The sequence below is a fragment of the Enterobacter sp. E14S genome, assembly GCF_055666685.1.
In genome coordinates this window covers 116,842-135,557 of the sequence record NZ_JBVODQ010000006.1, presented here as the reverse complement: position 1 = coordinate 135,557, position 18,716 = coordinate 116,842, and the positions used below count along the sequence as shown (strand labels likewise).

Here is an 18,716-nt window from a genome sequence, read left to right as displayed (position 1 = left end):
TCGCTTCCGGTTAACCGGGAGCGAGGCTAATCTCCTGTTTCACCCCGCACTTTTTCTCACAACCTTCAACGCCTCGCCCTGAATTTGAGTATTATTGAGCGATAAAGTCGTGAAGGGATCCTCTATGAAGCAAATTCGAATGCTTGCCCAGTATTACGTCGACCTGATGATGAAGCTTGGGCTGGTGCGTTTCTCCATGCTGCTTGCGCTGGCGCTGGTCGTTCTGGCCATTGTCGTACAAATGGCCGTCACCATGGTTCTGCATGGTCAGGTCGAGAGTATCGACGTCATCCGCTCCATCTTCTTTGGCTTGCTCATTACTCCCTGGGCGGTCTATTTCCTTTCCGTAGTGGTTGAACAGCTGGAAGAGTCCCGTCAGCGTCTGTCAAAACTGGTCGATAAACTTGAAGAGATGCGCGAGCGCGACCTGAAGCTCAACGTCCAGCTTAAAGACAACATTGCGCAGCTGAATCAGGAGATCGCCGATCGTGAGAAGGCGGAAGCCGAGCGTCAGGCCACGCTGGAGCAGCTGAAAATCGAAATGAAAGAGCGCGAGGTCACGCAGATCCAGCTTGAGCAGCAATCCTCTTTCCTGCGGTCGTTCCTCGATGCTTCGCCGGATCTGGTGTTTTACCGTAATGAAGATAAAGAGTTTTCCGGCTGTAACCGGGCGATGGAGTTGCTCACCGGGAAAAGCGAAAAGCAGCTGATTAACCTGAAGCCGCAGGACGTTTACTCTGAAGAGGCGGCGGCCAAGGTCATGGAGACGGACGAAAAAGTATTCCGCCATAACGTCTCGCTGACCTATGAACAGTGGCTGGATTACCCGGACGGACGCAAAGCCTGCTTTGAGATCCGTAAGGTGCCCTACTATGACCGCGTGGGGAAACGCCACGGCCTGATGGGCTTTGGCCGCGATATCACCGAGCGTAAGCGCTATCAGGATGCCCTGGAGCGCGCCAGCCGCGACAAGACTACCTTTATCTCCACCATCAGCCACGAGCTGCGTACGCCGCTTAATGGCATTGTCGGGCTGAGCCGTATTCTGCTGGATACCGACCTGACCGCAGAGCAGGAAAAATACCTCAAGACTATCCATGTCTCAGCGGTCACGCTGGGAAATATCTTCAACGATATTATTGATATGGATAAGATGGAGCGCCGTAAAGTTCAGCTTGATAATCAGCCTGTTGATTTCACCAGCTTCCTTGCCGACCTCGAAAACCTGTCCGGCCTGCAGGCGCAGCAGAAGGGACTGAGTTTTGTCATGGAGCCAACACTGCCGCTGCCGCATAAAGTGGTGACTGACGGCACGCGTCTGCGTCAGATCCTGTGGAATCTCATCAGCAACGCGGTGAAATTTACCCAGAAGGGTCAGGTGGCGGTGCGCATCCGCTATGACGAAGGCGATATGCTGCACTTCGAGGTGGAAGACTCCGGGATGGGTATTCCGCAGGAGGAGCAGGACAAAATTTTCGCGATGTACTACCAGGTGAAGGACAGCAACGGCGGGAAACCGGCGACAGGAACAGGCATTGGCCTGGCGGTCTCTAAACGGCTGGCGAAGAGTATGGGTGGCGATATCACCGTTGTCAGCCAGCCGGGCAAAGGATCAACCTTCACGCTGACGGTCCATGCGCCGGCGGTGGCAGAGGAGGTTGAAGACACCTTTGAAAACGACGACATGCCGCTGCCCGCGCTGCACGTCCTGCTGGTGGAAGACATTGAGCTGAACGTGATTGTGGCGCGCTCGGTGCTGGAAAAACTGGGCAACAGCGTGGATGTCGCGATGACCGGTAAGGCCGCGCTGGAGATGTTTAAACCGGGCGAATACGATCTTGTCCTGCTGGATATTCAGCTGCCGGATATGACCGGGCTGGATATTTCGCGTGAGCTGACGCGTCAGTACGCGGCTGACGAGCTGCCGCCGCTGGTGGCGCTGACGGCGAACGTGCTGAAAGATAAAAAAGAGTATCTCGATGCTGGTATGGACGATGTACTCAGCAAGCCGCTGGCGGTGCCTGCTCTGACCGCTATGATTAAGAAGTTCTGGGATACCCATGATGAAGAGGAGAGCACCATGACGTCTGTTGATAGCGCAAAAGCCCAAACGATACTCGATACCGCGATGCTGGAGCAGTACATCGATCTGGTCGGCCCGAAACTGATTACCGATGGTCTGGCGGTGTTCGAAAAAATGATGCCGGGCTATCTGAGCGTGCTGGAATCAAACCTGACCGCCCGGGACCAGAAGGGCATCGTCGAAGAAGGACATAAAATCAAAGGTGCCGCCGGCTCGGTCGGCTTACGCCATCTGCAGCAGCTGGGTCAACAGATTCAGTCGCCTGATTTACCTGCATGGGAAGATAACGTGGGTGATTGGGTTGAAGAGATGAAACAAGAGTGGCAAAACGATGTGGCGGTGCTTAAAGCCTGGGTCGACGCCAGAAAAAAATGACCCCGGATTAACCGGGGTGCGCGAATACTGCGCCAACACCAGGGAAATCGTGGCTGCGCCTGTTTTTTAAAGTTATTTTCGAAATGGCGCTGCCTGAAAAATTTAGGCCGCACGCAGATAAGATAGCAAATCTTAAATGGTTTGTTACATGAATCAGTGAAATGTGTGAAGCATAGCGTTTTAATCAAAATTATTAATGTGCTTCAGCAAGTTGCAGAAAAGGATTGTCATGATGAAAAAGATTGGTGTCGTGCTGAGCGGATGCGGTGTTTACGATGGTTCTGAAATACATGAAGCCGTAATCACGCTGCTGGCCCTGGCTAAGCAGGGAGCAGAGGTTATTTGCTTTGCGCCGGACAAAAATCAGGCGGATGTGATTAATCATCTAACCGGCGAGCCGATGGCGGAAACCCGTAATGTACTGATTGAAGCCGCGCGTCTTGCGCGAGGTGATATCCATCCTCTTATTCAGGCAGACCCTACAGAGCTTGATGCGCTCATTGTGCCGGGTGGGTTTGGCGCGGCCAAAAATCTCAGTACCTTTGCTGCGCAGGGTGCGGAGTGTCAGATCGATCCTCATCTTAAAGCGCTGTCGCAGGCCATGCATGCGGCTGGAAAACCGCTGGGCTTTATCTGCATCGCGCCGGCAATGCTGCCCAGGATTTTTGATTTCCCGCTGCGCCTGACTATCGGGACGGATATTGATACCGCAGAGATCGTCGAGGAAATGGGGGGCGAACACGTTCCGTGCCCGGTTGATGACATTGTGGTTGATGAAGATAACAAAATTGTCACCACGCCGGCGTATATGCTGGCGAACAATATCGCTGAGGCGGCCTCAGGTATTGAAAAGCTGGTGGATCGCGTGCTGGTGCTGACTGAATGAAGGGTAAATTTGCCGCAGGCGCAGGGGTGAAACGTTTTCTCTTGCGCATCGTACTTGTGCTGGCGGTATTCTGGGGAGGCGGGCTGGCTTTATTCAGCATTATGCCGGTACCGTTCTCTGCCGTTATGGTTGAGCGCCAGCTTAGCGCGTGGTTCAGCGGCGATTTTGGTTACGTTGCCCACTCTGACTGGGTGAGCATGGATGAGATCTCCCCGTTCATGGGGCTGGCGGTCATCGCTGCGGAGGACCAGAAATTTCCGGAGCACTGGGGGTTCGACGTGGCGGCCATTGAGAAAGCGCTAGCCCATAACGAACGCCATGAAAACCGCGTGCGCGGGGCATCAACCTTGTCGCAGCAGACGGCAAAAAACCTGTTCCTGTGGGATGGCCGAAGCTGGGTGCGAAAAGGGCTGGAAGCGGGGCTCACCCTGGGAATGGAAACGGTCTGGAGCAAAAAACGTATTCTGACCGTCTATCTCAACGTCGCTGAGTTTGGCGAGGGGGTATTTGGTGTCGAAGCTGCATCACAACGCTATTTTAATAAACCAGCCAGCAGGCTGAGCATGTCGGAGGCGGCGCTGCTCGCGGCTGTTCTGCCTAATCCTATCCGCTTTAAGGCCAGCGCCCCGTCAGGGTACGTGCGAAGCCGCCAGGCGTGGATTATGCGCCAGATGAATCAGCTGGGTGGAGAGGGGTTTATGCAGCGTAATAATCTTATGTAGAGCGGGTAAGCGAAGCGCTACCCGCCTGAATAGCAGACCTTAATCTTCGTCGAACCCTGCGTTAAACAGGGCAATCACCGCCGCCAGCGCTTCCTCTTCCTGAGGACCGGTGGCTTCTACCTCAATCTGGCGCCCTTTGGCGGAATCCAGCATCAGCAGCGCGATCACGCTGTTCGCTTCCGCTTCGGTGCCTTCGTCATTCCGCAGCAGTACCTCTGCATCGAAACCCTGCATCAGCTCAAACAGCTTCATCGCCGGGCGTGCATGCATACCCAGCTTGTTGGTGATCTCAACGGTTTGTTTTACGGTCATGTTTTACGTTTTTCCAGCGTGCGATGACGGGACTGAACGTTCTTCCCGCGCGAGCGGAAATAGTCGGCCAGCTGTTCGGCGATGTAAACCGAACGATGTTTACCGCCGGTACAGCCAATCGCCACCGTCAGGTAGCTACGATTGTTTGTCTCCAGCATAGGTAACCATAGCTCAAGGTAGCTTCGCGTCTGGTAGATAAAATTGTGTACTTCTGTGTGCCGGTCGAGGAACGCCGCCACCGGCTTATCCAGACCGGTCATTGGACGCAGTTTTGGATCCCAGTGCGGGTTCGGCAGGAAGCGCACGTCGAAAACATAATCCGCATCAATCGGAATACCGTGCTTAAAGCCGAAGGATTCGAACACCATCGTCAGTTCGCGCTCGCGTTTACCCAACAGCCGGGTACGCAGCATTTCCGCCAGCTCGTGAACGGACATTTCAGAGGTGTCGACAATCAGGTCGGCACGAGAACGCAGCGGCTCCAGCAGGTCGCTCTCTTCATCGATAGCGCTCTCCAGAGAGAGGTTCTTGCTGGATAGCGGGTGCAAACGACGGGTATCACTGTAGCGGCGGATCAGCGTATTGCGGTCTGCATCGAGGAACAGCAGCTGAGGCGAGAACGCGTCAGGCAGGTTGCTCATGGCCTGTTCGAAGATCTCTGGCGATTCAGGCATGTTACGAACGTCGATACTGACGGCGGCAGAGGTTTGTCTCTCCGCCAGCGTGCGGGCCAGGTCGGGTAACAACACGACCGGCAGGTTATCGACGCAGTAAAAACCCATGTCTTCCAGGGCGCGCAGAGCAACGGATTTCCCCGACCCTGAACGGCCACTGACAATCATCAGCACCATGTTCCGTTTCTCCTCAGGACAACAGATGTGAAGGCCATCTCCTGGTTATGCATCATCCTGATTGCCTTCTGCTTCAGTGATAATTTGATAGAGCTCTTCATCACTTTGGGCCGAGCGCAGTCGACGGCAAATGGTTTTATCGGCCAGACGTTTTGCGACCAGCGACAGCGTATGCAGATGGGTTTTCGTCTGGTCGGCAGGCACCAGCAGCGCGAAGAGGAGATCGACGGGCTGGTTATCAATGGCATCGAAGGCGATGGGTGTTTCAAGCTGCACAAACACACCAACGGCACGCAGGGTATCCTCTTCCAGTTTGCCGTGCGGGATCGCGATGCCGTTGCCAATACCGGTACTGCCCATTTTTTCACGGGTCAGAATCGCTTCGAATACCACCTGCGGCGGCAGGCCCAGCTGTTTTGCAGCCAGTTCACTGATGATCTCCAGCGCACGTTTTTTGCTCTGGCAGTGAACCGCACTGCGGGTACATTCCTGGTTAAGGACATTGCTCAGTTGAAGAGCGGAATCGTTGTTCATCATAATTTCACCTAAGCGCTAACTGTACAAATGGCCTGTTGTGTTTCACAACAGGCGTCCTGCACCCGTTAACTGCCCGGACAATTAGTGTTGTTTCAGTTTATCTTTATGTTTATTGAGCTGTCGCGCAAGCTTATCAATCAAGCCGTCGATAGCAGCGTACATGTCTTGCCCTTCCGCACTGGCATGCAGTTCACCCCCGTTAACATGCAGGGTGGCATCCGAGATATGAGTCACTTTCTCCACTTTCAACACAATATAGACCTGATTGATCCTTTCGAAATACTGCTCGAGTTTTGCAAACTTCGCGTTCACGAAGTCGCGTAAAGCCTCAGTAATTTCGACGTTTTGTCCAGTGATGTTGAGCTGCATAGTGTCTTCCTTATCGGTTGTGTCAGACCAGCTGTTTACGCTGGTTGGACGGCGGAATGGATAAAGACTCTCGATACTTCGCAACAGTACGACGTGCCACCATAATACCCTGATCGGACAGCATGGTGGTTAACTTACTGTCGCTTAGTGGCTTCGCGGGGTTTTCCGCGGCGATCAACTTCTTCACCAGGGCACGAATGGCCGTTGACGACGCTTCGCCGCCGCCCTCGGTATTCACATGGCTGGAGAAGAAATACTTAAGCTCAAAAATACCGCGTGGACTGTGCAGATACTTCTGCGTGGTGACACGGGAAATGGTTGATTCATGCATCTCGACGGCCTGGGCGATATCCGCCAGTACCATCGGTTTCATATACTCTTCGCCCTGCTCAAAGAACGCCTGCTGCTGTTCGACAATACAGCGGCTGACGCGCAGCAGCGTATCATTTCGGCTCTCCAGACTTTTGATCAGCCATCGCGCTTCCTGAAGATTGCTACGAATATATTGATTGTCGGAGTCGTTACGCGCGCTGGTGCACATGGAGGCATACTGCTGGTTGATTTGCAGGCGAGGGATGCTGTCTGAATTCAGTTCAACGACCCAGCGGTCATTGTGTTTTCTGACCAGCACGTCCGGGATGACGTACTCGGGCTCGCTGGTTTGGATCGACTGTCCCGGACGCGGATCGAGTGACTGGATCAGATTCACCGCTTCTTTCAGCACCTCTTCCTTCAGGCGCGTAACGCGCATAAGGCTGCGGAAATCGTGGTTGGCCAACAGATCCAGATGATCGCTGATGATTAAACGCGCCTCGTCGAGCCATGGCGTCTCTTTGCTGAACTGAGAAAGCTGGATCAGCAGGCAGTCGCGCAGATCTTTTGCGGCCACGCCTACCGGATCGAAACGCTGGATGCGCTTCAGTACGGCTTCGACTTCCTCAAGCTCAATCTCTTCGTCGCCCATGCTTTCCAGGATATCGTCCAGCGTGACGGTCAAATAGCCGGTGTCGTCAACGGCATCGACAATTGAGGTGGCAATCGCGCGGTCGGTATCGGAGAAGGGGGTAAGTTCCACCTGCCACATCAGGTAATCCTGCAGCGACTGGGTGGTTTCTCCCTGATAGACCGGTAGCTCATCATCCTGGTAGTCTGCACGCGTACCGGAAGGGGTTCCGGCGGTGTAGATTTCATCCCAGCTGGCATCCAGCGGTAGCTCGTCGGGCATCTCTTTTTGTTCGAGTGCATCCGCGGTGTCGAGCGCTTCTGTATCCTGTGACTGCTGAGTATCTACCTCGTCATGAAGATCGGTTTGTTCCAGCAGGGGGTTGCTGTCCAGCGCCTGCTGGAGTTCCTGCTGAAGTTCTAACGTGGACAGTTGCAACAGGCGAATTGCCTGCTGTAGCTGCGGCGTCATTGCCAGTTGTTGGCTGAGCCTTAATTGCAAACCTTGCTTCATGTTCAGAGCGTTTTTCTCCGGTTCGGCGTTACGTTACCTCTACCCTATCAGAGTCTGAAGTCTTCCCCAAGATAGACGCGCTTAACATGATCGTCTTCGAGGATCTGCTGCGGCGTACCGTGGGCGATCAGATTGCCCTGGCTCACAATATACGCGCGTTCACACACGGCCAGCGTTTCACGGACGTTGTGGTCGGTGATCAGTACGCCAAGCCCGCTGTCACGCAGGTGTTCAATGATGCGTTTGATATCGATAACCGAGATCGGGTCAACGCCGGCAAACGGTTCATCCAGAAGGATAAATTTCGGGTTTGCGGCCAGCGCACGCGCAATCTCAACGCGACGGCGTTCCCCCCCGGAGAGTGCCTGACCGAGGCTGTCGCGCAGATGCTCAATGTGGAACTCTTCCATCAACTCGTTGGCACGATCCTGACGCTGTTCGCTGGTCAGATCGTTACGAATTTCCAGGACCGCCATCAGGTTATCGTAAACGCTAAGACGACGGAAAATGGAGGCTTCCTGCGGCAGGTAGCCGATCCCGCGACGCGCGCGCGCGTGCAGCGGCAGAAGGCTGATGTCTTCATCGTCAATGATAATGTTGCCGGCATCGCGCGGCACAATGCCAACGACCATGTAGAAAGTGGTGGTTTTACCCGCACCGTTAGGGCCAAGCAGCCCCACGATTTCGCCGGAGTTGACGGTCAGACTGACATCTTCTACGACACGGCGGCCCTTGTAGGCCTTCGCGAGATTTTTTGCAGTTAATGTTGCCATAACGAATTAGTTACTCTTCTTCTGTGCCGGGGCCTGGCCTTTGCCTTTGTCCTGCAGCTGCGACGGAACCAGTACGGTCGTGACGCGTTTGCCTTTCTCGCTGGAGGCCTGCATTTTTTGCTCTTTCACCAGATAGGTGATCTGGTCGCCGGTAATGTTGCTGTCCAGCTGTTCCAGATACGCGTTTCCGGTCAGTATGACCAGGTCCTTCGCCAGCTCATAGTGCATATGCGAAGCGCGGCCTTTCACCGGTTTGCCGTTGTCCTGCATCTGGTAGAAGGTGGCCGGGTTGCCGTAACCATCAATGATCTCTTTGCCCTGCTCGCCACCCGGACGGGTCACGACCACTTTGTCGGCGTTAATTTTGATGGTGCCCTGAGTCATGACGACGTTACCCGTGAAGGTGACGACGTTGCCCTGCATATCGAGAGACTGGGTATCAGACTCGATATGGATCGGTTGGTCGGTATCGCCCGTTACAGCAAGCGCGGGGAGACTGGTCGCCAGCATCGCACTGGCGATAATTACTTTAAGGCTGAGTTTGTTTGTTTTGAATTTCATAGGAGGTTCTAACCTTTTCAATCAGCTCGGCGTTCTTGCTGCGTAAGTTCCCGCGCATTCTCAAACCGCTGGAATTAAATGTTGTGCCATACAGTGTGACCAGATCCTGCGAGGTCACGTCCTGGGTTACCAGGTTAATTTGGGCATTATCCGTCGTAATTTTTCGCAGTTGCGAGTCAGCGGTCAGGGCGTTGACTTCAACGTGGCCATACAGATAAAGCATACGGTCATTTGTCAGTTTTGCCCGATCTGACTTAATTGACCACGTCGGCACTTTGTCCTTATCAAATGTGGTCATGACCGGTTGGGTAAACCACGAAATACCGTCATCTGAAAAATATTCAACATGCTGGGCGATCAGGCGATAGTTCAGCGCGCCTTCCGGGCTGTAGACCACGGTGTCGCTGTGATCGCTTTTATAGGTTGGATCGTTATTGTTGACCACTTCCGTTTGCGGATCGTCGCGATCGGCAAGGTTCACGCCAATCAATACCAGTGCGACAAGCGAAAGCAAAATGATAATCCAGCGTCTGGTTTTACTCATATCGATTGCCCTTTGGCCTCATCAAGCTTGCCCTGCGCCAGCAAAAGCAGATCGCAGACTTCACGTACGGCACCGCGGCCTCCGTTGATGTGGGTAACGTAGTCAGCGCGCGGGATCAGCAGCGGATGCGCATCGGCAACGGCGATGCTCAGCCCGACTTCAGCCATCACGGGCCAGTCAATCAGATCGTCCCCGACGTAGGCTACGTTTTCCGGTGCGATAGCCAGTTTACCCAGTAAATCCTTAAACGCCGCCATCTTATCGGATTGACCCTGATACAGATGGGTAATTCCTAAGGTTTCACAGCGGTCTTCTACCAGTTTAGCTTTTCGCCCGGTGATGATAGCCACCTCAATACCCGAGGTGAGCGCGCAGCGGATACCGTAGCCGTCGCGAACGTTAAACGCTTTCAGCTCTTCACCATTATTGCCCATGTAAATCAGGCCATCGGAAAGTACGCCATCCACGTCCAGGATGAGCAGACGAATGTTTTCCGCCTTTGCCATCATCTGGGTACTGACCGGTCCATAACAGGTTGCAAGGGATGCACCCGCATTACTCATTGTTTTATCCTTCATTACACTACGCCTGCGCGCAGCAGATCATGCATATGTACCACACCCAGCAACTGGTCGCCATCGGCAACCATCACTGAGGTAATGTGGCGGGACTGCATCAGGTTCAGCACATCCACGGCCAGCGTACCCGGACGGACGCGGATACCGCCCGGCGTCATCACATCGGCAATGCCGAGCGTGCGGACATCTACACCCATGTCGAACACGCGGCGCAGGTCGCCATCGGTGAAGATCCCCTGAATTTTCATCAGATCGTCGCACACGACCGTCATACCCAAATTCTTACGGGTGATTTCCAGCAGCGCATCACGCAGGGAGGCTTCTTTACTGACGTGAGGGATCTCATCCCCGGTGTGCATAATATCGTTTACCCGAAGCAGAAGCTTGCGCCCCAGCGCGCCGCCCGGGTGGGAAAGCGCGAAATCTTCCGGCGTAAAACCGCGGGCTTCGAGCAGCGCGACGGCAAGCGCATCACCCATGACCAGCGCGGCGGTGGTGCTGGACGTCGGCGCCAGGCCGAGCGGACAGGCTTCCTTGGGCACTTTCACGCACAGGTGAATATCGGCCGCCCGCGCCATGCTGCTTTCCGGACGGCTGGTCATGCAAATAAGCGGCACCTGCAGTCGCTTCAGTACCGGAATCAGCGCCAGAATTTCATTGGACTCCCCGGAGTTGGACAGCGCGATGACGATATCCTGCGGCGTGACCATACCCAGGTCACCGTGCGCGGCTTCCCCCGGATGTACAAAGAAGGAAGAGGTTCCGGTGCTGGCAAACGTTGCCGCCATTTTGCGTCCAATGTGGCCGGACTTACCCATCCCCATCACCACGACTTTGCCGGCACAGTAGAACATCTTCTCACATGCCAGACTAAAATCCTGATTAATGTACTGATCTAACTGCGCCAGACCTTCACGTTCAATCTCCAGAACCTCTTTGCCTGCTTTCTGAAAGTCAAAACCCGGCTGCAATTCTATTTGCGACATAATGCGTTTCCGTTTACCCAGAGAGAAGAGGCGAGAGCCAGTACAGCATCGCCATCCATACGATAAATCCACCCGTCAGCAGCGCGCCTGCGCCTTTGCCGATCTGTCGTTGCCGCCGCCAGCAGAGCAGGGCAAATATCACGCTGACCAATAACATCACGCCATAGTCGCGTGAGAACGCCAGGGGATTAAAGGGCCCTGGCGTAATCAGGGCCGGCAGGCCCATCACAATGGCGATATTAAATATGTTGGAACCGATGATATTACCTATGGCAATGTCATCCTCACCTTTACGAGCCCCCGCAATGGCCGTGGCCAGCTCCGGCAGGCTGGTGCCGATGGCGATCACCGTCAGGCCAATGGTCAGTTCACTGATGGCGAAATAGTTCGCCAGCACCGTCGCGTTATCCACGACCATGCGCGTTGCCATCGGCATGATGATCAGCGCAACGCCAAGCCAGAGCAGGGCAACAGGCAGCGTGCCTTCTCGCGGCAGTTCGGCGACCTGCTCCCGCGTGAGGCTATCCTGACCCTGCTTCTCAGCCAGACGGGCGATTTTAACACTATACAGCAGCCAAATAACGGCCAGAGCCAGCAGGAAAATGCCGTCGCTGTAGCTCAGCACACCATCGTAAAATACGCAGCCTGCCAGCAGGCTTACGATTAACATTAGCGGCAATTCGCGGCGCAGAACATCAGAATGCACGCGAAATGGATGGAGCAGTGCGGCCAGGCCTAAAATCAAGAGTATATTAACGATGTTGGAGCCAATCGCGGTACCTACTGCCAGGTCTAACTGACCATGCAGCGATGCCGAGACAGAGACGATGATTTCAGGAAGTGACGTTCCCACACTGACAACGGTCATCCCGATGACGACAGGCGGTACGCCCGTCAGGCGACACAGGATAGATGCAGCAAACACTAAACGGTCAGCACTGTAGACCACCAAAAGTAAACCAATTATTAACAGTGCTGTTGCTAAAAGCATCAAAAGTCCTTTCTTCAGGTATACTCGTCGGTCCATCGCACGGGAATGGCTGGACTGCATACAGTCTGAGGCGTAACGAATTCCTAATTTTGACTTTATGCGCCGGAAAAGTAAAACAAATGCCAGCTTTCGCTAACCTCAACGGCTATTATTCTGTAAAAATGCAGAGTTGAGGGCTGATTCAGGCGGCATGCCTTAACGTGAGCAGGGTAATAAAGGAACCATAAATGAGCCAAACGATGGCGAATTTAGTCGATGTTCGCGGCGTGAGTTTTTCTCGCGCCAACAGATTGATATTTGATGATATTTCGTTGACCGTACCGCGTGGCAAGATCACTGCCATCATGGGGCCGTCCGGGATCGGTAAAACGACCCTGCTGCGCCTCATTGGTGGGCAAATCCCACCCGATCGCGGTGAAATCCTCTTCGATGGCGAAAACATCCCGGAGATGTCACGCTCGCGTCTGTATACTGTCCGCAAACGCATGAGCATGCTCTTTCAGTCGGGAGCCTTGTTCACCGACATGAATGTCTTTGATAACGTCGCCTATCCGCTGCGTGAGCATACCAGCCTGCCGCCTGAACTGCTGAAAAGCACGGTGATGATGAAGCTCGAAGCCGTCGGTTTGCGGGGCGCCGCAAAGCTGATGCCTTCGGAGCTGTCCGGCGGGATGGCGCGCCGCGCCGCGCTGGCACGCGCTATTGCATTAGAACCTGATTTAATCATGTTCGACGAACCGTTTGTTGGACAGGATCCCATCACGATGGGCGTGCTGGTGAAGCTCATCTCTGAACTGAACAGCGCGCTTGGCGTCACCTGCATTGTGGTATCTCACGATGTACCGGAAGTATTGAGCATTGCCGATTACGCCTATATTGTGGCGGACAAAAAGATCGTCGCACACGGTAGCGCTCAGGCGCTGCAGGAAAATTGCGATCCGCGCGTGCGGCAGTTCCTTGACGGTATTGCCGATGGCCCTGTGCCGTTCCGCTACCCGGCGGGCGACTATCGTGACGATTTACTGGGAATAGGGAGTTAAGCCACTCATGCTGTTAAATGCGTTGGCCGCTCTCGGACACCGTGGCATAAAAACCATCAGGACGTTCGGGCGTGCCGGATTGATGTTATTCAACGCGCTGGTCGGCAAGCCGGAATTCCGTAAGCACGCACCGCTGCTGGTGCGGCAGCTTTATAATGTCGGCGTGCTGTCGATGCTCATCATCATTGTCTCCGGTCTGTTTATCGGTATGGTGCTTGGGCTGCAGGGCTATCTGGTTCTGACCACCTACAGTGCGGAAACCAGCCTCGGGATGCTGGTGGCGCTCTCGCTGCTGCGCGAGCTGGGGCCGGTTGTGGCGGCGCTGTTGTTCGCCGGGCGCGCGGGGTCGGCATTAACGGCTGAAATTGGCCTGATGCGTGCGACCGAGCAGCTCTCCAGCATGGAGATGATGGCGGTCGATCCGCTGCGTCGCGTGATCTCGCCGCGTTTCTGGGCTGGGGTGATCTCTTTACCGTTACTGACTATTCTGTTTGTCGCCGTGGGTATCTGGGGCGGTTCGCTGGTTGGTGTGCACTGGAAAGGCATTGATGCCGGTTTCTTCTGGTCCGCGATGCAGGACGCCATCGACCTGCGAATGGATCTGGTTAACTGCCTGATTAAAAGCGTGGTATTTGCCATTACGGTCACCTGGATTGCATTGTTCAATGGTTACGATGCCATCCCGACGTCGGCGGGCATTAGCCGCGCAACTACACGTACAGTCGTACATTCGTCGCTGGCCGTACTGGGTCTGGATTTTGTGCTCACCGCACTGATGTTTGGGAATTGAGTTCATGCAAACGAGAAAAAATGAAATTTGGGTCGGTGTATTCCTGCTGCTGGCGCTGCTGGCCGCGCTGTTTATCTGCCTGAGAGCGGCGGATATCACGTCTGTACGCACCGAGCCGACGTATCGCATCTATGCCACCTTCGATAACATCGGCGGGCTGAAAGCGCGTTCACCGGTCCGCATAGGTGGCGTGGTGATCGGACGCGTATCTGACATTACGCTGGATGAGAAAACCTATCTGCCACGCGTCGCGATGGATATCGAAGAGCGTTACAACCATATCCCGGACACCAGTTCCCTTTCTATCCGTACTTCCGGCCTGCTGGGCGAACAATATCTGGCGCTTAACGTTGGCTTTGAAGATCCCGAGCTGGGAACGACTATCCTTAAAGACGGTAGCGTCATTCAGGATACGAAATCCGCGATGGTTCTGGAGGATATGATTGGTCAGTTCCTTTACAACAGTAAAGGGGATGAGAAAAAAACCGACGCTGCCCCTGCGCAGAGCGAAGATCATACCGACGTCGCACCGACGCCAGGTGCTGCGAATTAATATCAGGAGAAGTCATTCATGTTTAAACGACTGTTAATGGTTGCCATGCTGGTCATCGCCCCTCTAACCGCCGCCCACGCTGCGGATCAGAGTAACCCGTACAAACTGATGGACGAAGCGGCGAAAAAGACCTTCGACCGTCTTAAAAACGAACAGCCTAAAATTCGTGCTAATCCTGATTATTTGCGTGAAGTTGTTGACCAGGAGCTGCTGCCGTACGTGCAGATTAAATATGCGGGTGCGCTGGTGCTGGGACGTTATTACAAAGACGCGACCCCTGCGCAGCGTGATGCCTACTTTGCCGCGTTCCGTGAATACCTGAAACAGGCTTATGGCCAGGCGCTGGCAATGTACCACGGCCAGACTTATCAGATTGCGCCTGAGCAGCCGCTGGGCGATGCGACCATCGTCCCTATCCGTGTGACGATCATCGATCCTAACGGTCGTCCGCCGGTTCGTCTGGATTTCCAGTGGCGTAAAAACAGCCAGAGCGGTCACTGGCAGGCGTATGACATGATTGCCGAAGGGGTAAGCATGATCACCACCAAACAGAACGAATGGAGCGACCTGCTGCGCACCAAAGGCATTGATGGCCTGACCGCTCAGCTGCAGTCTATCTCTCGCCAGAAAATTACCCTGGACGAGAAGAAGTAATGTCACAGCAACTCAGCTGGTCGCGTGAAGGCGAGACATTAAAGCTGTCCGGTGAACTGGATCAGGATCTGCTGAACCCACTGTGGGACAAACGCCACGAAGCGATGCAGGGCGTGACGCTTATCGATTTGACAGACGTCACGCGGGTGGATACGGCAGGTGTTGCGCTGCTTGCCCATCTGATTGCCGTGGGGAAAAAGCAGGGGACAAGCGTCACGCTTCACGGCGCGAGCGATAATGTCGTGACCCTTGCGCAGCTCTACAATCTCCCTCAGGACGTACTGCCTCGTTAATATTTTCAGTGCGTTACTTCCGAAAGCCCTGACTGTTTCATCGTCGGGGCTTTTTGCTTGTTTAAGACAACGCCACTTTGCTCTAAGATGTTGGGCTTGTTTTCACTATCAGATGATTAAGAGCCCATGGAAAATCATGAAATCCAGACAGTGCTGATGAATGCACTCTCCCTTCAGGAAGCCCACGTCACTGGCGATGGCAGTCACTTCCAGGTTATTGCTGTGGGTGAGATGTTCGACGGTATGAGCCGCGTGAAGAAACAGCAGGCTGTGTACGCGCCGCTGATGGAATATATTGCGGATAACCGCATCCACGCCCTGTCGATTAAAGCGTTCACCCCGCAAGAGTGGGCACGCGATCGCAAACTAAACGGTTTTTGAGCTGAGGGCGACAGGCCCGCAGCACGGTTGAATTTATAAGAGAGCACATAATGGATAAATTTCGTGTACAGGGGCCAACGCGTCTCCAGGGCGAAGTCACAATTTCTGGCGCTAAAAACGCCGCGCTGCCAATCCTCTTTGCTGCGCTGCTGGCTGAAGAGCCGGTAGAAATTCAGAACGTACCGAAGCTGAAAGATATCGACACCACCATGAAGCTGCTCACCCAGCTGGGCACGAAAGTTGAGCGTAACGGTTCCGTCTGGATCGACGCCAGCAAGGTGAACAACTTCTCGGCCCCTTACGATCTGGTGAAAACCATGCGTGCATCCATCTGGGCGCTTGGCCCGCTGGTGGCGCGTTTTGGTCAGGGTCAGGTCTCTCTGCCGGGCGGTTGCGCCATCGGTGCGCGTCCGGTTGACCTGCACATCTTTGGTCTGGAGAAGCTGGGCGCCGAGATCAAGCTGGAAGAAGGTTACGTTAAAGCGTCCGTTAATGGTCGTCTGAAAGGCGCGCACATCGTCATGGACAAAGTGAGCGTGGGCGCAACGGTCACCATTATGTCTGCGGCGACGCTGGCAGAAGGTACCACCATCATCGAAAACGCCGCGCGCGAACCGGAGATTGTAGATACCGCCAACTTCCTCGTGGCGCTGGGGGCGAAGATTTCCGGTCAGGGTACCGACCGAATCACCATCGAAGGCGTTGAGCGTCTGGGCGGCGGTGTCTATCGCGTACTGCCTGACCGTATCGAAACCGGTACCTTCCTGGTCGCTGCGGCGATTTCTGGCGGGAAGATTGTTTGTCGCAACGCGCAGCCAGATACCCTGGATGCGGTGCTGGCGAAACTGCGCGATGCGGGTGCGGATATCGAAATCGGCGAAGACTGGATAAGTCTTGATATGCACGGGCAGCGTCCAAAAGCGGTCAATGTGCGTACGGCGCCGCATCCGGCGTTCCCTACGGACATGCAGGCACAGTTCACCCTGTTGAACCTGGTTGCCGAAGGCACTGGCTTCATCACAGAAACCATTTTCGAGAACCGCTTTATGCACGTACCGGAGCTGATCCGTATGGGCGCGCATGCTGAGATCGAAAGTAATACCGTGATCTGCCACGGCGTTGAGAAACTGTCAGGTGCTCAGGTGATGGCAACCGATCTGCGTGCGTCTGCAAGCCTGGTGCTGGCGGGTTGTATCGCGGAAGGTACAACGATCGTGGACCGTATCTATCACATCGATCGTGGTTATGAGCGTATCGAAGATAAACTGCGCGCGCTGGGTGCCAACATCGAGCGTGTGAAGGGCGAGTAATCGTTCCGGCAGCCCCCTGCCAGCAATGACCGGGGGGTTGCTGTTCCTGTCAAAAACGCGTTATTCCTGCGGTTCTCTTTTTACCTTTCTCTGGCGAATCATGCGCGATCTGTCGATAAATTCATGGGTAATGGGATCGTGGTAGCGCGAAGGCCAAATTACCCACGGATGCGTATCCAGCGCCGTCGCGATAATTAATTCTCCCTTGGGCCAGGGGCGGGTGAGGGCGTTTGCCAGAGTTGAAGAACTCAGTCCATGGCGGCGGGACTCTGCTGCCAGTGAAGTGCCTCTTTTGCGCAGTGCGGCAATAATATCAGCCGTGTGCCAGTCGATAAATTTCGTATCCATAACGCCGTCCTTAAGTTCGGATTCACCTACGCCGTTTCTTCTGAAACGACGCGGTTACTATACCCATTTCAACTTCTTGTTCTAAAAAGTTCGCGTTACTTGAAGGGATATTCAGAATAAGACACGGCTTTATTCATGCGGTCTCTAAACCGATGAATTTACATGAACACGGAATTTACAGGTGTGTACTGGAATCTCCCCGCTATCGCTGCGGGGAGAAACAAGGGGATTAACGGTCGCGCTGAACGGCGATGTGGGCAAGGCCAATCAGTGCCTCGCGCCACGGACTGTCTGGAATGACCTGAAGCGCTTCGATGGCTTTGTCGGCTTCTTCTTCCGCACGCTGACGCGTCCATTCCAGGGATCCGCAGATAGCCATGGTTTCCAGTACAGGTTCCAGAAGATGGCGGCCATTTCCTTGCTCAATCGCTTCACGGATCATTTTCGCCTGGTCGGCTGTTCCATTGCGCATAGCATGAAGCAGCGGCAGAGTTGGTTTGCCTTCGTTCAGGTCATCGCCCACGTTTTTGCCGAGCGTCTCGCCGTCCGCACTGTAGTCCAGCAAATCATCAATCAGCTGGAATGCCGTACCCAGGTAGCGGCCATAGTCCTGCAGGCCTTTTTCCTGTGCTTCGGTACAGTCGGCCAGAATGCCGGAACACTGGGCAGCCGCTTCAAACAGGCGCGCCGTTTTGCTGTAGATGACGCGCATGTAGTTTTCTTCGGTAATGTCAGGGTCGTTGACGTTCATCAGCTGCAGCACTTCGCCTTCAGCAATGACGTTTACGGCTTCGGACATCACTTCCAGCACTTTCAGGGAGCCCAGGCTGGTCATCATCTGGAAGGCGCGGGTATAGATAAAATCCCCCACCAGGACGCTGGCTGCGTTTCCGAAAGCGGCGTTTGCCGTGGCTTTGCCACGACGCATATCCGATTCATCCACAACATCGTCATGCAGAAGCGTCGCCGTGTGAATAAATTCGATGAGCGCTGCGATAGTGATGTGAGCATTTCCCTGATAGCCAACGGCTCTGGCAGCCAGAATGGCAATCATCGGACGAATGCGTTTACCGCCGCCGCTGACGATGTAATAGCCCAACTGATTGATCAGCTGAACGTCAGAGTTGAGTTGCTCCAGGATTGCTGCATTCACACCCGCCATATCTTGCGCGGTTAACTCGTTGATTTTTTCTAAATTCATCGCAAAAGCCGGGCTTTTTATCCTGTTGATCCCATCTTCAATGGGGTAACGAAGGGTTTCGGTTTATCAATAGTAGTGCTGATTGTACTGAAAAAACGGCACAGATAAACGTTACCGTACGT

Annotated in this window: 23 protein-coding genes; 10 read left to right on the top strand and 13 right to left on the bottom strand. The window is 54.4% G+C overall.

The window, feature by feature from the left end; genetic code table 11:
• Nucleotides 1-124: 124 nt before the first annotated feature.
• The 3 genes from arcB to mtgA all read left to right on the top strand — a co-directional run bounded on the left by arcB (nt 125) and on the right by mtgA (nt 4,066).
• A complete protein-coding gene (arcB, locus tag ACZ6J2_RS14490) occupies nt 125-2,458 on the top strand; it encodes an aerobic respiration two-component sensor histidine kinase ArcB (protein WP_471726027.1) in 2,334 nt (777 codons plus the stop codon).
• 232 nt (nt 2,459-2,690) lie between these two features.
• Nucleotides 2,691-3,344, top strand: coding sequence for an isoprenoid biosynthesis glyoxalase ElbB (gene elbB, locus ACZ6J2_RS14485; RefSeq protein WP_471726050.1), 654 nt, complete (start codon nt 2,691-2,693; stop codon nt 3,342-3,344).
• Nucleotides 3,341-4,066, top strand: coding sequence for a monofunctional biosynthetic peptidoglycan transglycosylase (gene mtgA, locus ACZ6J2_RS14480; RefSeq protein WP_471726026.1), 726 nt, complete (start codon nt 3,341-3,343; stop codon nt 4,064-4,066). Before elbB ends, mtgA begins: the two co-directional genes overlap by 4 nt.
• A 39-nt stretch (nt 4,067-4,105) precedes the next feature.
• Here the strand turns inward: mtgA and npr are convergent, their stop codons facing one another.
• The 11 genes from npr to ACZ6J2_RS14425 form a co-directional block, all read right to left on the bottom strand.
• Nucleotides 4,106-4,378 (bottom strand): PTS phosphocarrier protein NPr, encoded by a 273-nt coding sequence (gene npr, locus ACZ6J2_RS14475; RefSeq protein WP_003861872.1) that lies wholly within the window; start codon nt 4,376-4,378, stop codon nt 4,106-4,108.
• Nucleotides 4,375-5,229: an RNase adapter RapZ gene (gene rapZ / locus ACZ6J2_RS14470; protein ID WP_014885397.1), complete on the bottom strand. Its 855-nt coding sequence runs from the start codon at nt 5,227-5,229 to the stop codon at nt 4,375-4,377. The genes npr and rapZ overlap by 4 nt, the downstream gene beginning before the upstream one ends.
• Nucleotides 5,230-5,274: 45 nt before the next feature.
• Complete coding sequence (ptsN, locus tag ACZ6J2_RS14465) at nt 5,275-5,766, bottom strand: PTS IIA-like nitrogen regulatory protein PtsN (protein ID WP_008501443.1); 492 nt, start codon at nt 5,764-5,766, stop codon at nt 5,275-5,277.
• Between the two features lie 81 nt (nt 5,767-5,847).
• Nucleotides 5,848-6,135 carry a ribosome hibernation promoting factor gene (hpf, locus tag ACZ6J2_RS14460; protein WP_008501444.1) on the bottom strand — a complete coding sequence of 96 codons (288 nt, stop codon included), beginning with the start codon at nt 6,133-6,135 and terminating at the stop codon, nt 5,848-5,850.
• 22 nt (nt 6,136-6,157) lie between these two features.
• Complete coding sequence (rpoN, locus tag ACZ6J2_RS14455; protein WP_198886068.1) at nt 6,158-7,591, bottom strand: RNA polymerase factor sigma-54; 1,434 nt, start codon at nt 7,589-7,591, stop codon at nt 6,158-6,160.
• A 47-nt stretch (nt 7,592-7,638) separates the two neighbouring features.
• Nucleotides 7,639-8,364, bottom strand: a complete 726-nt coding sequence (lptB, locus tag ACZ6J2_RS14450; protein WP_033146751.1) for an LPS export ABC transporter ATP-binding protein — start codon at nt 8,362-8,364, stop codon at nt 7,639-7,641.
• Between the two features lie 6 nt (nt 8,365-8,370).
• Nucleotides 8,371-8,925: a lipopolysaccharide ABC transporter substrate-binding protein LptA gene (gene lptA, locus ACZ6J2_RS14445; protein WP_033146750.1), complete on the bottom strand. Its 555-nt coding sequence runs from the start codon at nt 8,923-8,925 to the stop codon at nt 8,371-8,373.
• Nucleotides 8,894-9,469, bottom strand: a complete 576-nt coding sequence (lptC, locus tag ACZ6J2_RS14440; RefSeq protein ID WP_033146749.1) for an LPS export ABC transporter periplasmic protein LptC — start codon at nt 9,467-9,469, stop codon at nt 8,894-8,896. Before lptC ends, lptA begins: the two co-directional genes overlap by 32 nt.
• Nucleotides 9,466-10,032, bottom strand: coding sequence for a 3-deoxy-manno-octulosonate-8-phosphatase KdsC (kdsC, locus tag ACZ6J2_RS14435; RefSeq protein ID WP_023309356.1), 567 nt, complete (start codon nt 10,030-10,032; stop codon nt 9,466-9,468). Before kdsC ends, lptC begins: the two co-directional genes overlap by 4 nt.
• Nucleotides 10,033-10,046: 14 nt before the next feature.
• The gene (kdsD, locus tag ACZ6J2_RS14430; protein WP_023333606.1) at nt 10,047-11,033 is read right to left on the bottom strand and encodes an arabinose-5-phosphate isomerase KdsD; all 987 of its coding nucleotides are present in this window, start codon (nt 11,031-11,033) and stop codon (nt 10,047-10,049) included.
• 13 nt (nt 11,034-11,046) lie between these two features.
• Complete coding sequence (locus ACZ6J2_RS14425) at nt 11,047-12,024, bottom strand: calcium/sodium antiporter (RefSeq protein WP_023309354.1); 978 nt, start codon at nt 12,022-12,024, stop codon at nt 11,047-11,049.
• A gap of 227 nt (nt 12,025-12,251) precedes the next feature.
• Here ACZ6J2_RS14425 and mlaF point away from each other — a divergent pair, with 227 nt between their 5' ends.
• From mlaF to murA, 7 genes are all read left to right on the top strand, one after another.
• Nucleotides 12,252-13,064: a phospholipid ABC transporter ATP-binding protein MlaF gene (gene mlaF / locus ACZ6J2_RS14420; protein WP_023309353.1), complete on the top strand. Its 813-nt coding sequence runs from the start codon at nt 12,252-12,254 to the stop codon at nt 13,062-13,064.
• Nucleotides 13,065-13,071: 7 nt separating this feature from the next.
• Nucleotides 13,072-13,854: a lipid asymmetry maintenance ABC transporter permease subunit MlaE gene (gene mlaE / locus ACZ6J2_RS14415; RefSeq protein WP_010436044.1), complete on the top strand. Its 783-nt coding sequence runs from the start codon at nt 13,072-13,074 to the stop codon at nt 13,852-13,854.
• A gap of 4 nt (nt 13,855-13,858) precedes the next feature.
• The gene (gene mlaD, locus ACZ6J2_RS14410; protein WP_039260519.1) at nt 13,859-14,407 is read left to right on the top strand and encodes an outer membrane lipid asymmetry maintenance protein MlaD; all 549 of its coding nucleotides are present in this window, start codon (nt 13,859-13,861) and stop codon (nt 14,405-14,407) included.
• Nucleotides 14,408-14,425: 18 nt separating this feature from the next.
• Nucleotides 14,426-15,061: a phospholipid-binding protein MlaC gene (gene mlaC, locus ACZ6J2_RS14405; RefSeq protein WP_471726025.1), complete on the top strand. Its 636-nt coding sequence runs from the start codon at nt 14,426-14,428 to the stop codon at nt 15,059-15,061.
• On the top strand, nt 15,061-15,354 hold the full coding sequence (mlaB, locus tag ACZ6J2_RS14400; protein ID WP_023309350.1) for a lipid asymmetry maintenance protein MlaB: 294 nt from the start codon (nt 15,061-15,063) through the stop codon (nt 15,352-15,354). Before mlaC ends, mlaB begins: the two co-directional genes overlap by 1 nt.
• A 126-nt stretch (nt 15,355-15,480) precedes the next feature.
• Nucleotides 15,481-15,735 (top strand): BolA family iron metabolism protein IbaG, encoded by a 255-nt coding sequence (gene ibaG, locus ACZ6J2_RS14395; RefSeq protein ID WP_008501458.1) that lies wholly within the window; start codon nt 15,481-15,483, stop codon nt 15,733-15,735.
• A gap of 50 nt (nt 15,736-15,785) precedes the next feature.
• On the top strand, nt 15,786-17,045 hold the full coding sequence (gene murA / locus ACZ6J2_RS14390) for a UDP-N-acetylglucosamine 1-carboxyvinyltransferase (RefSeq protein ID WP_023309349.1): 1,260 nt from the start codon (nt 15,786-15,788) through the stop codon (nt 17,043-17,045).
• 60 nt (nt 17,046-17,105) lie between these two features.
• Here murA and sfsB read toward each other — a convergent pair whose 3' ends face one another.
• Complete coding sequence (gene sfsB, locus ACZ6J2_RS14385) at nt 17,106-17,393, bottom strand: DNA-binding transcriptional regulator SfsB (protein WP_023309348.1); 288 nt, start codon at nt 17,391-17,393, stop codon at nt 17,106-17,108.
• A gap of 229 nt (nt 17,394-17,622) precedes the next feature.
• Nucleotides 17,623-18,594 (bottom strand): octaprenyl diphosphate synthase, encoded by a 972-nt coding sequence (gene ispB / locus ACZ6J2_RS14380; RefSeq protein WP_024906360.1) that lies wholly within the window; start codon nt 18,592-18,594, stop codon nt 17,623-17,625.
• Nucleotides 18,595-18,716: the final 122 nt, after the last annotated feature.

Coding starts and splice junctions, on each gene's coding strand:
- arcB (WP_471726027.1), top strand. CDS start 125: ATGAAGCAAATTCGAATGCTTGCCCAGTATTACGTCGACCTGATGATG.
- elbB (WP_471726050.1), top strand. CDS start 2,691: ATGAAAAAGATTGGTGTCGTGCTGAGCGGATGCGGTGTTTACGATGGT.
- mtgA (WP_471726026.1), top strand. CDS start 3,341: ATGAAGGGTAAATTTGCCGCAGGCGCAGGGGTGAAACGTTTTCTCTTG.
- npr (WP_003861872.1), bottom strand. CDS start 4,378: ATGACCGTAAAACAAACCGTTGAGATCACCAACAAGCTGGGTATGCAT.
- rapZ (WP_014885397.1), bottom strand. CDS start 5,229: ATGGTGCTGATGATTGTCAGTGGCCGTTCAGGGTCGGGGAAATCCGTT.
- ptsN (WP_008501443.1), bottom strand. CDS start 5,766: ATGATGAACAACGATTCCGCTCTTCAACTGAGCAATGTCCTTAACCAG.
- hpf (WP_008501444.1), bottom strand. CDS start 6,135: ATGCAGCTCAACATCACTGGACAAAACGTCGAAATTACTGAGGCTTTA.
- rpoN (WP_198886068.1), bottom strand. CDS start 7,591: ATGAAGCAAGGTTTGCAATTAAGGCTCAGCCAACAACTGGCAATGACG.
- lptB (WP_033146751.1), bottom strand. CDS start 8,364: ATGGCAACATTAACTGCAAAAAATCTCGCGAAGGCCTACAAGGGCCGC.
- lptA (WP_033146750.1), bottom strand. CDS start 8,925: ATGAAATTCAAAACAAACAAACTCAGCCTTAAAGTAATTATCGCCAGT.
- lptC (WP_033146749.1), bottom strand. CDS start 9,469: ATGAGTAAAACCAGACGCTGGATTATCATTTTGCTTTCGCTTGTCGCA.
- kdsC (WP_023309356.1), bottom strand. CDS start 10,032: ATGAGTAATGCGGGTGCATCCCTTGCAACCTGTTATGGACCGGTCAGT.
- kdsD (WP_023333606.1), bottom strand. CDS start 11,033: ATGTCGCAAATAGAATTGCAGCCGGGTTTTGACTTTCAGAAAGCAGGC.
- ACZ6J2_RS14425 (WP_023309354.1), bottom strand. CDS start 12,024: ATGCTTTTAGCAACAGCACTGTTAATAATTGGTTTACTTTTGGTGGTC.
- mlaF (WP_023309353.1), top strand. CDS start 12,252: ATGAGCCAAACGATGGCGAATTTAGTCGATGTTCGCGGCGTGAGTTTT.
- mlaE (WP_010436044.1), top strand. CDS start 13,072: ATGCTGTTAAATGCGTTGGCCGCTCTCGGACACCGTGGCATAAAAACC.
- mlaD (WP_039260519.1), top strand. CDS start 13,859: ATGCAAACGAGAAAAAATGAAATTTGGGTCGGTGTATTCCTGCTGCTG.
- mlaC (WP_471726025.1), top strand. CDS start 14,426: ATGTTTAAACGACTGTTAATGGTTGCCATGCTGGTCATCGCCCCTCTA.
- mlaB (WP_023309350.1), top strand. CDS start 15,061: ATGTCACAGCAACTCAGCTGGTCGCGTGAAGGCGAGACATTAAAGCTG.
- ibaG (WP_008501458.1), top strand. CDS start 15,481: ATGGAAAATCATGAAATCCAGACAGTGCTGATGAATGCACTCTCCCTT.
- murA (WP_023309349.1), top strand. CDS start 15,786: ATGGATAAATTTCGTGTACAGGGGCCAACGCGTCTCCAGGGCGAAGTC.
- sfsB (WP_023309348.1), bottom strand. CDS start 17,393: ATGGATACGAAATTTATCGACTGGCACACGGCTGATATTATTGCCGCA.
- ispB (WP_024906360.1), bottom strand. CDS start 18,594: ATGAATTTAGAAAAAATCAACGAGTTAACCGCGCAAGATATGGCGGGT.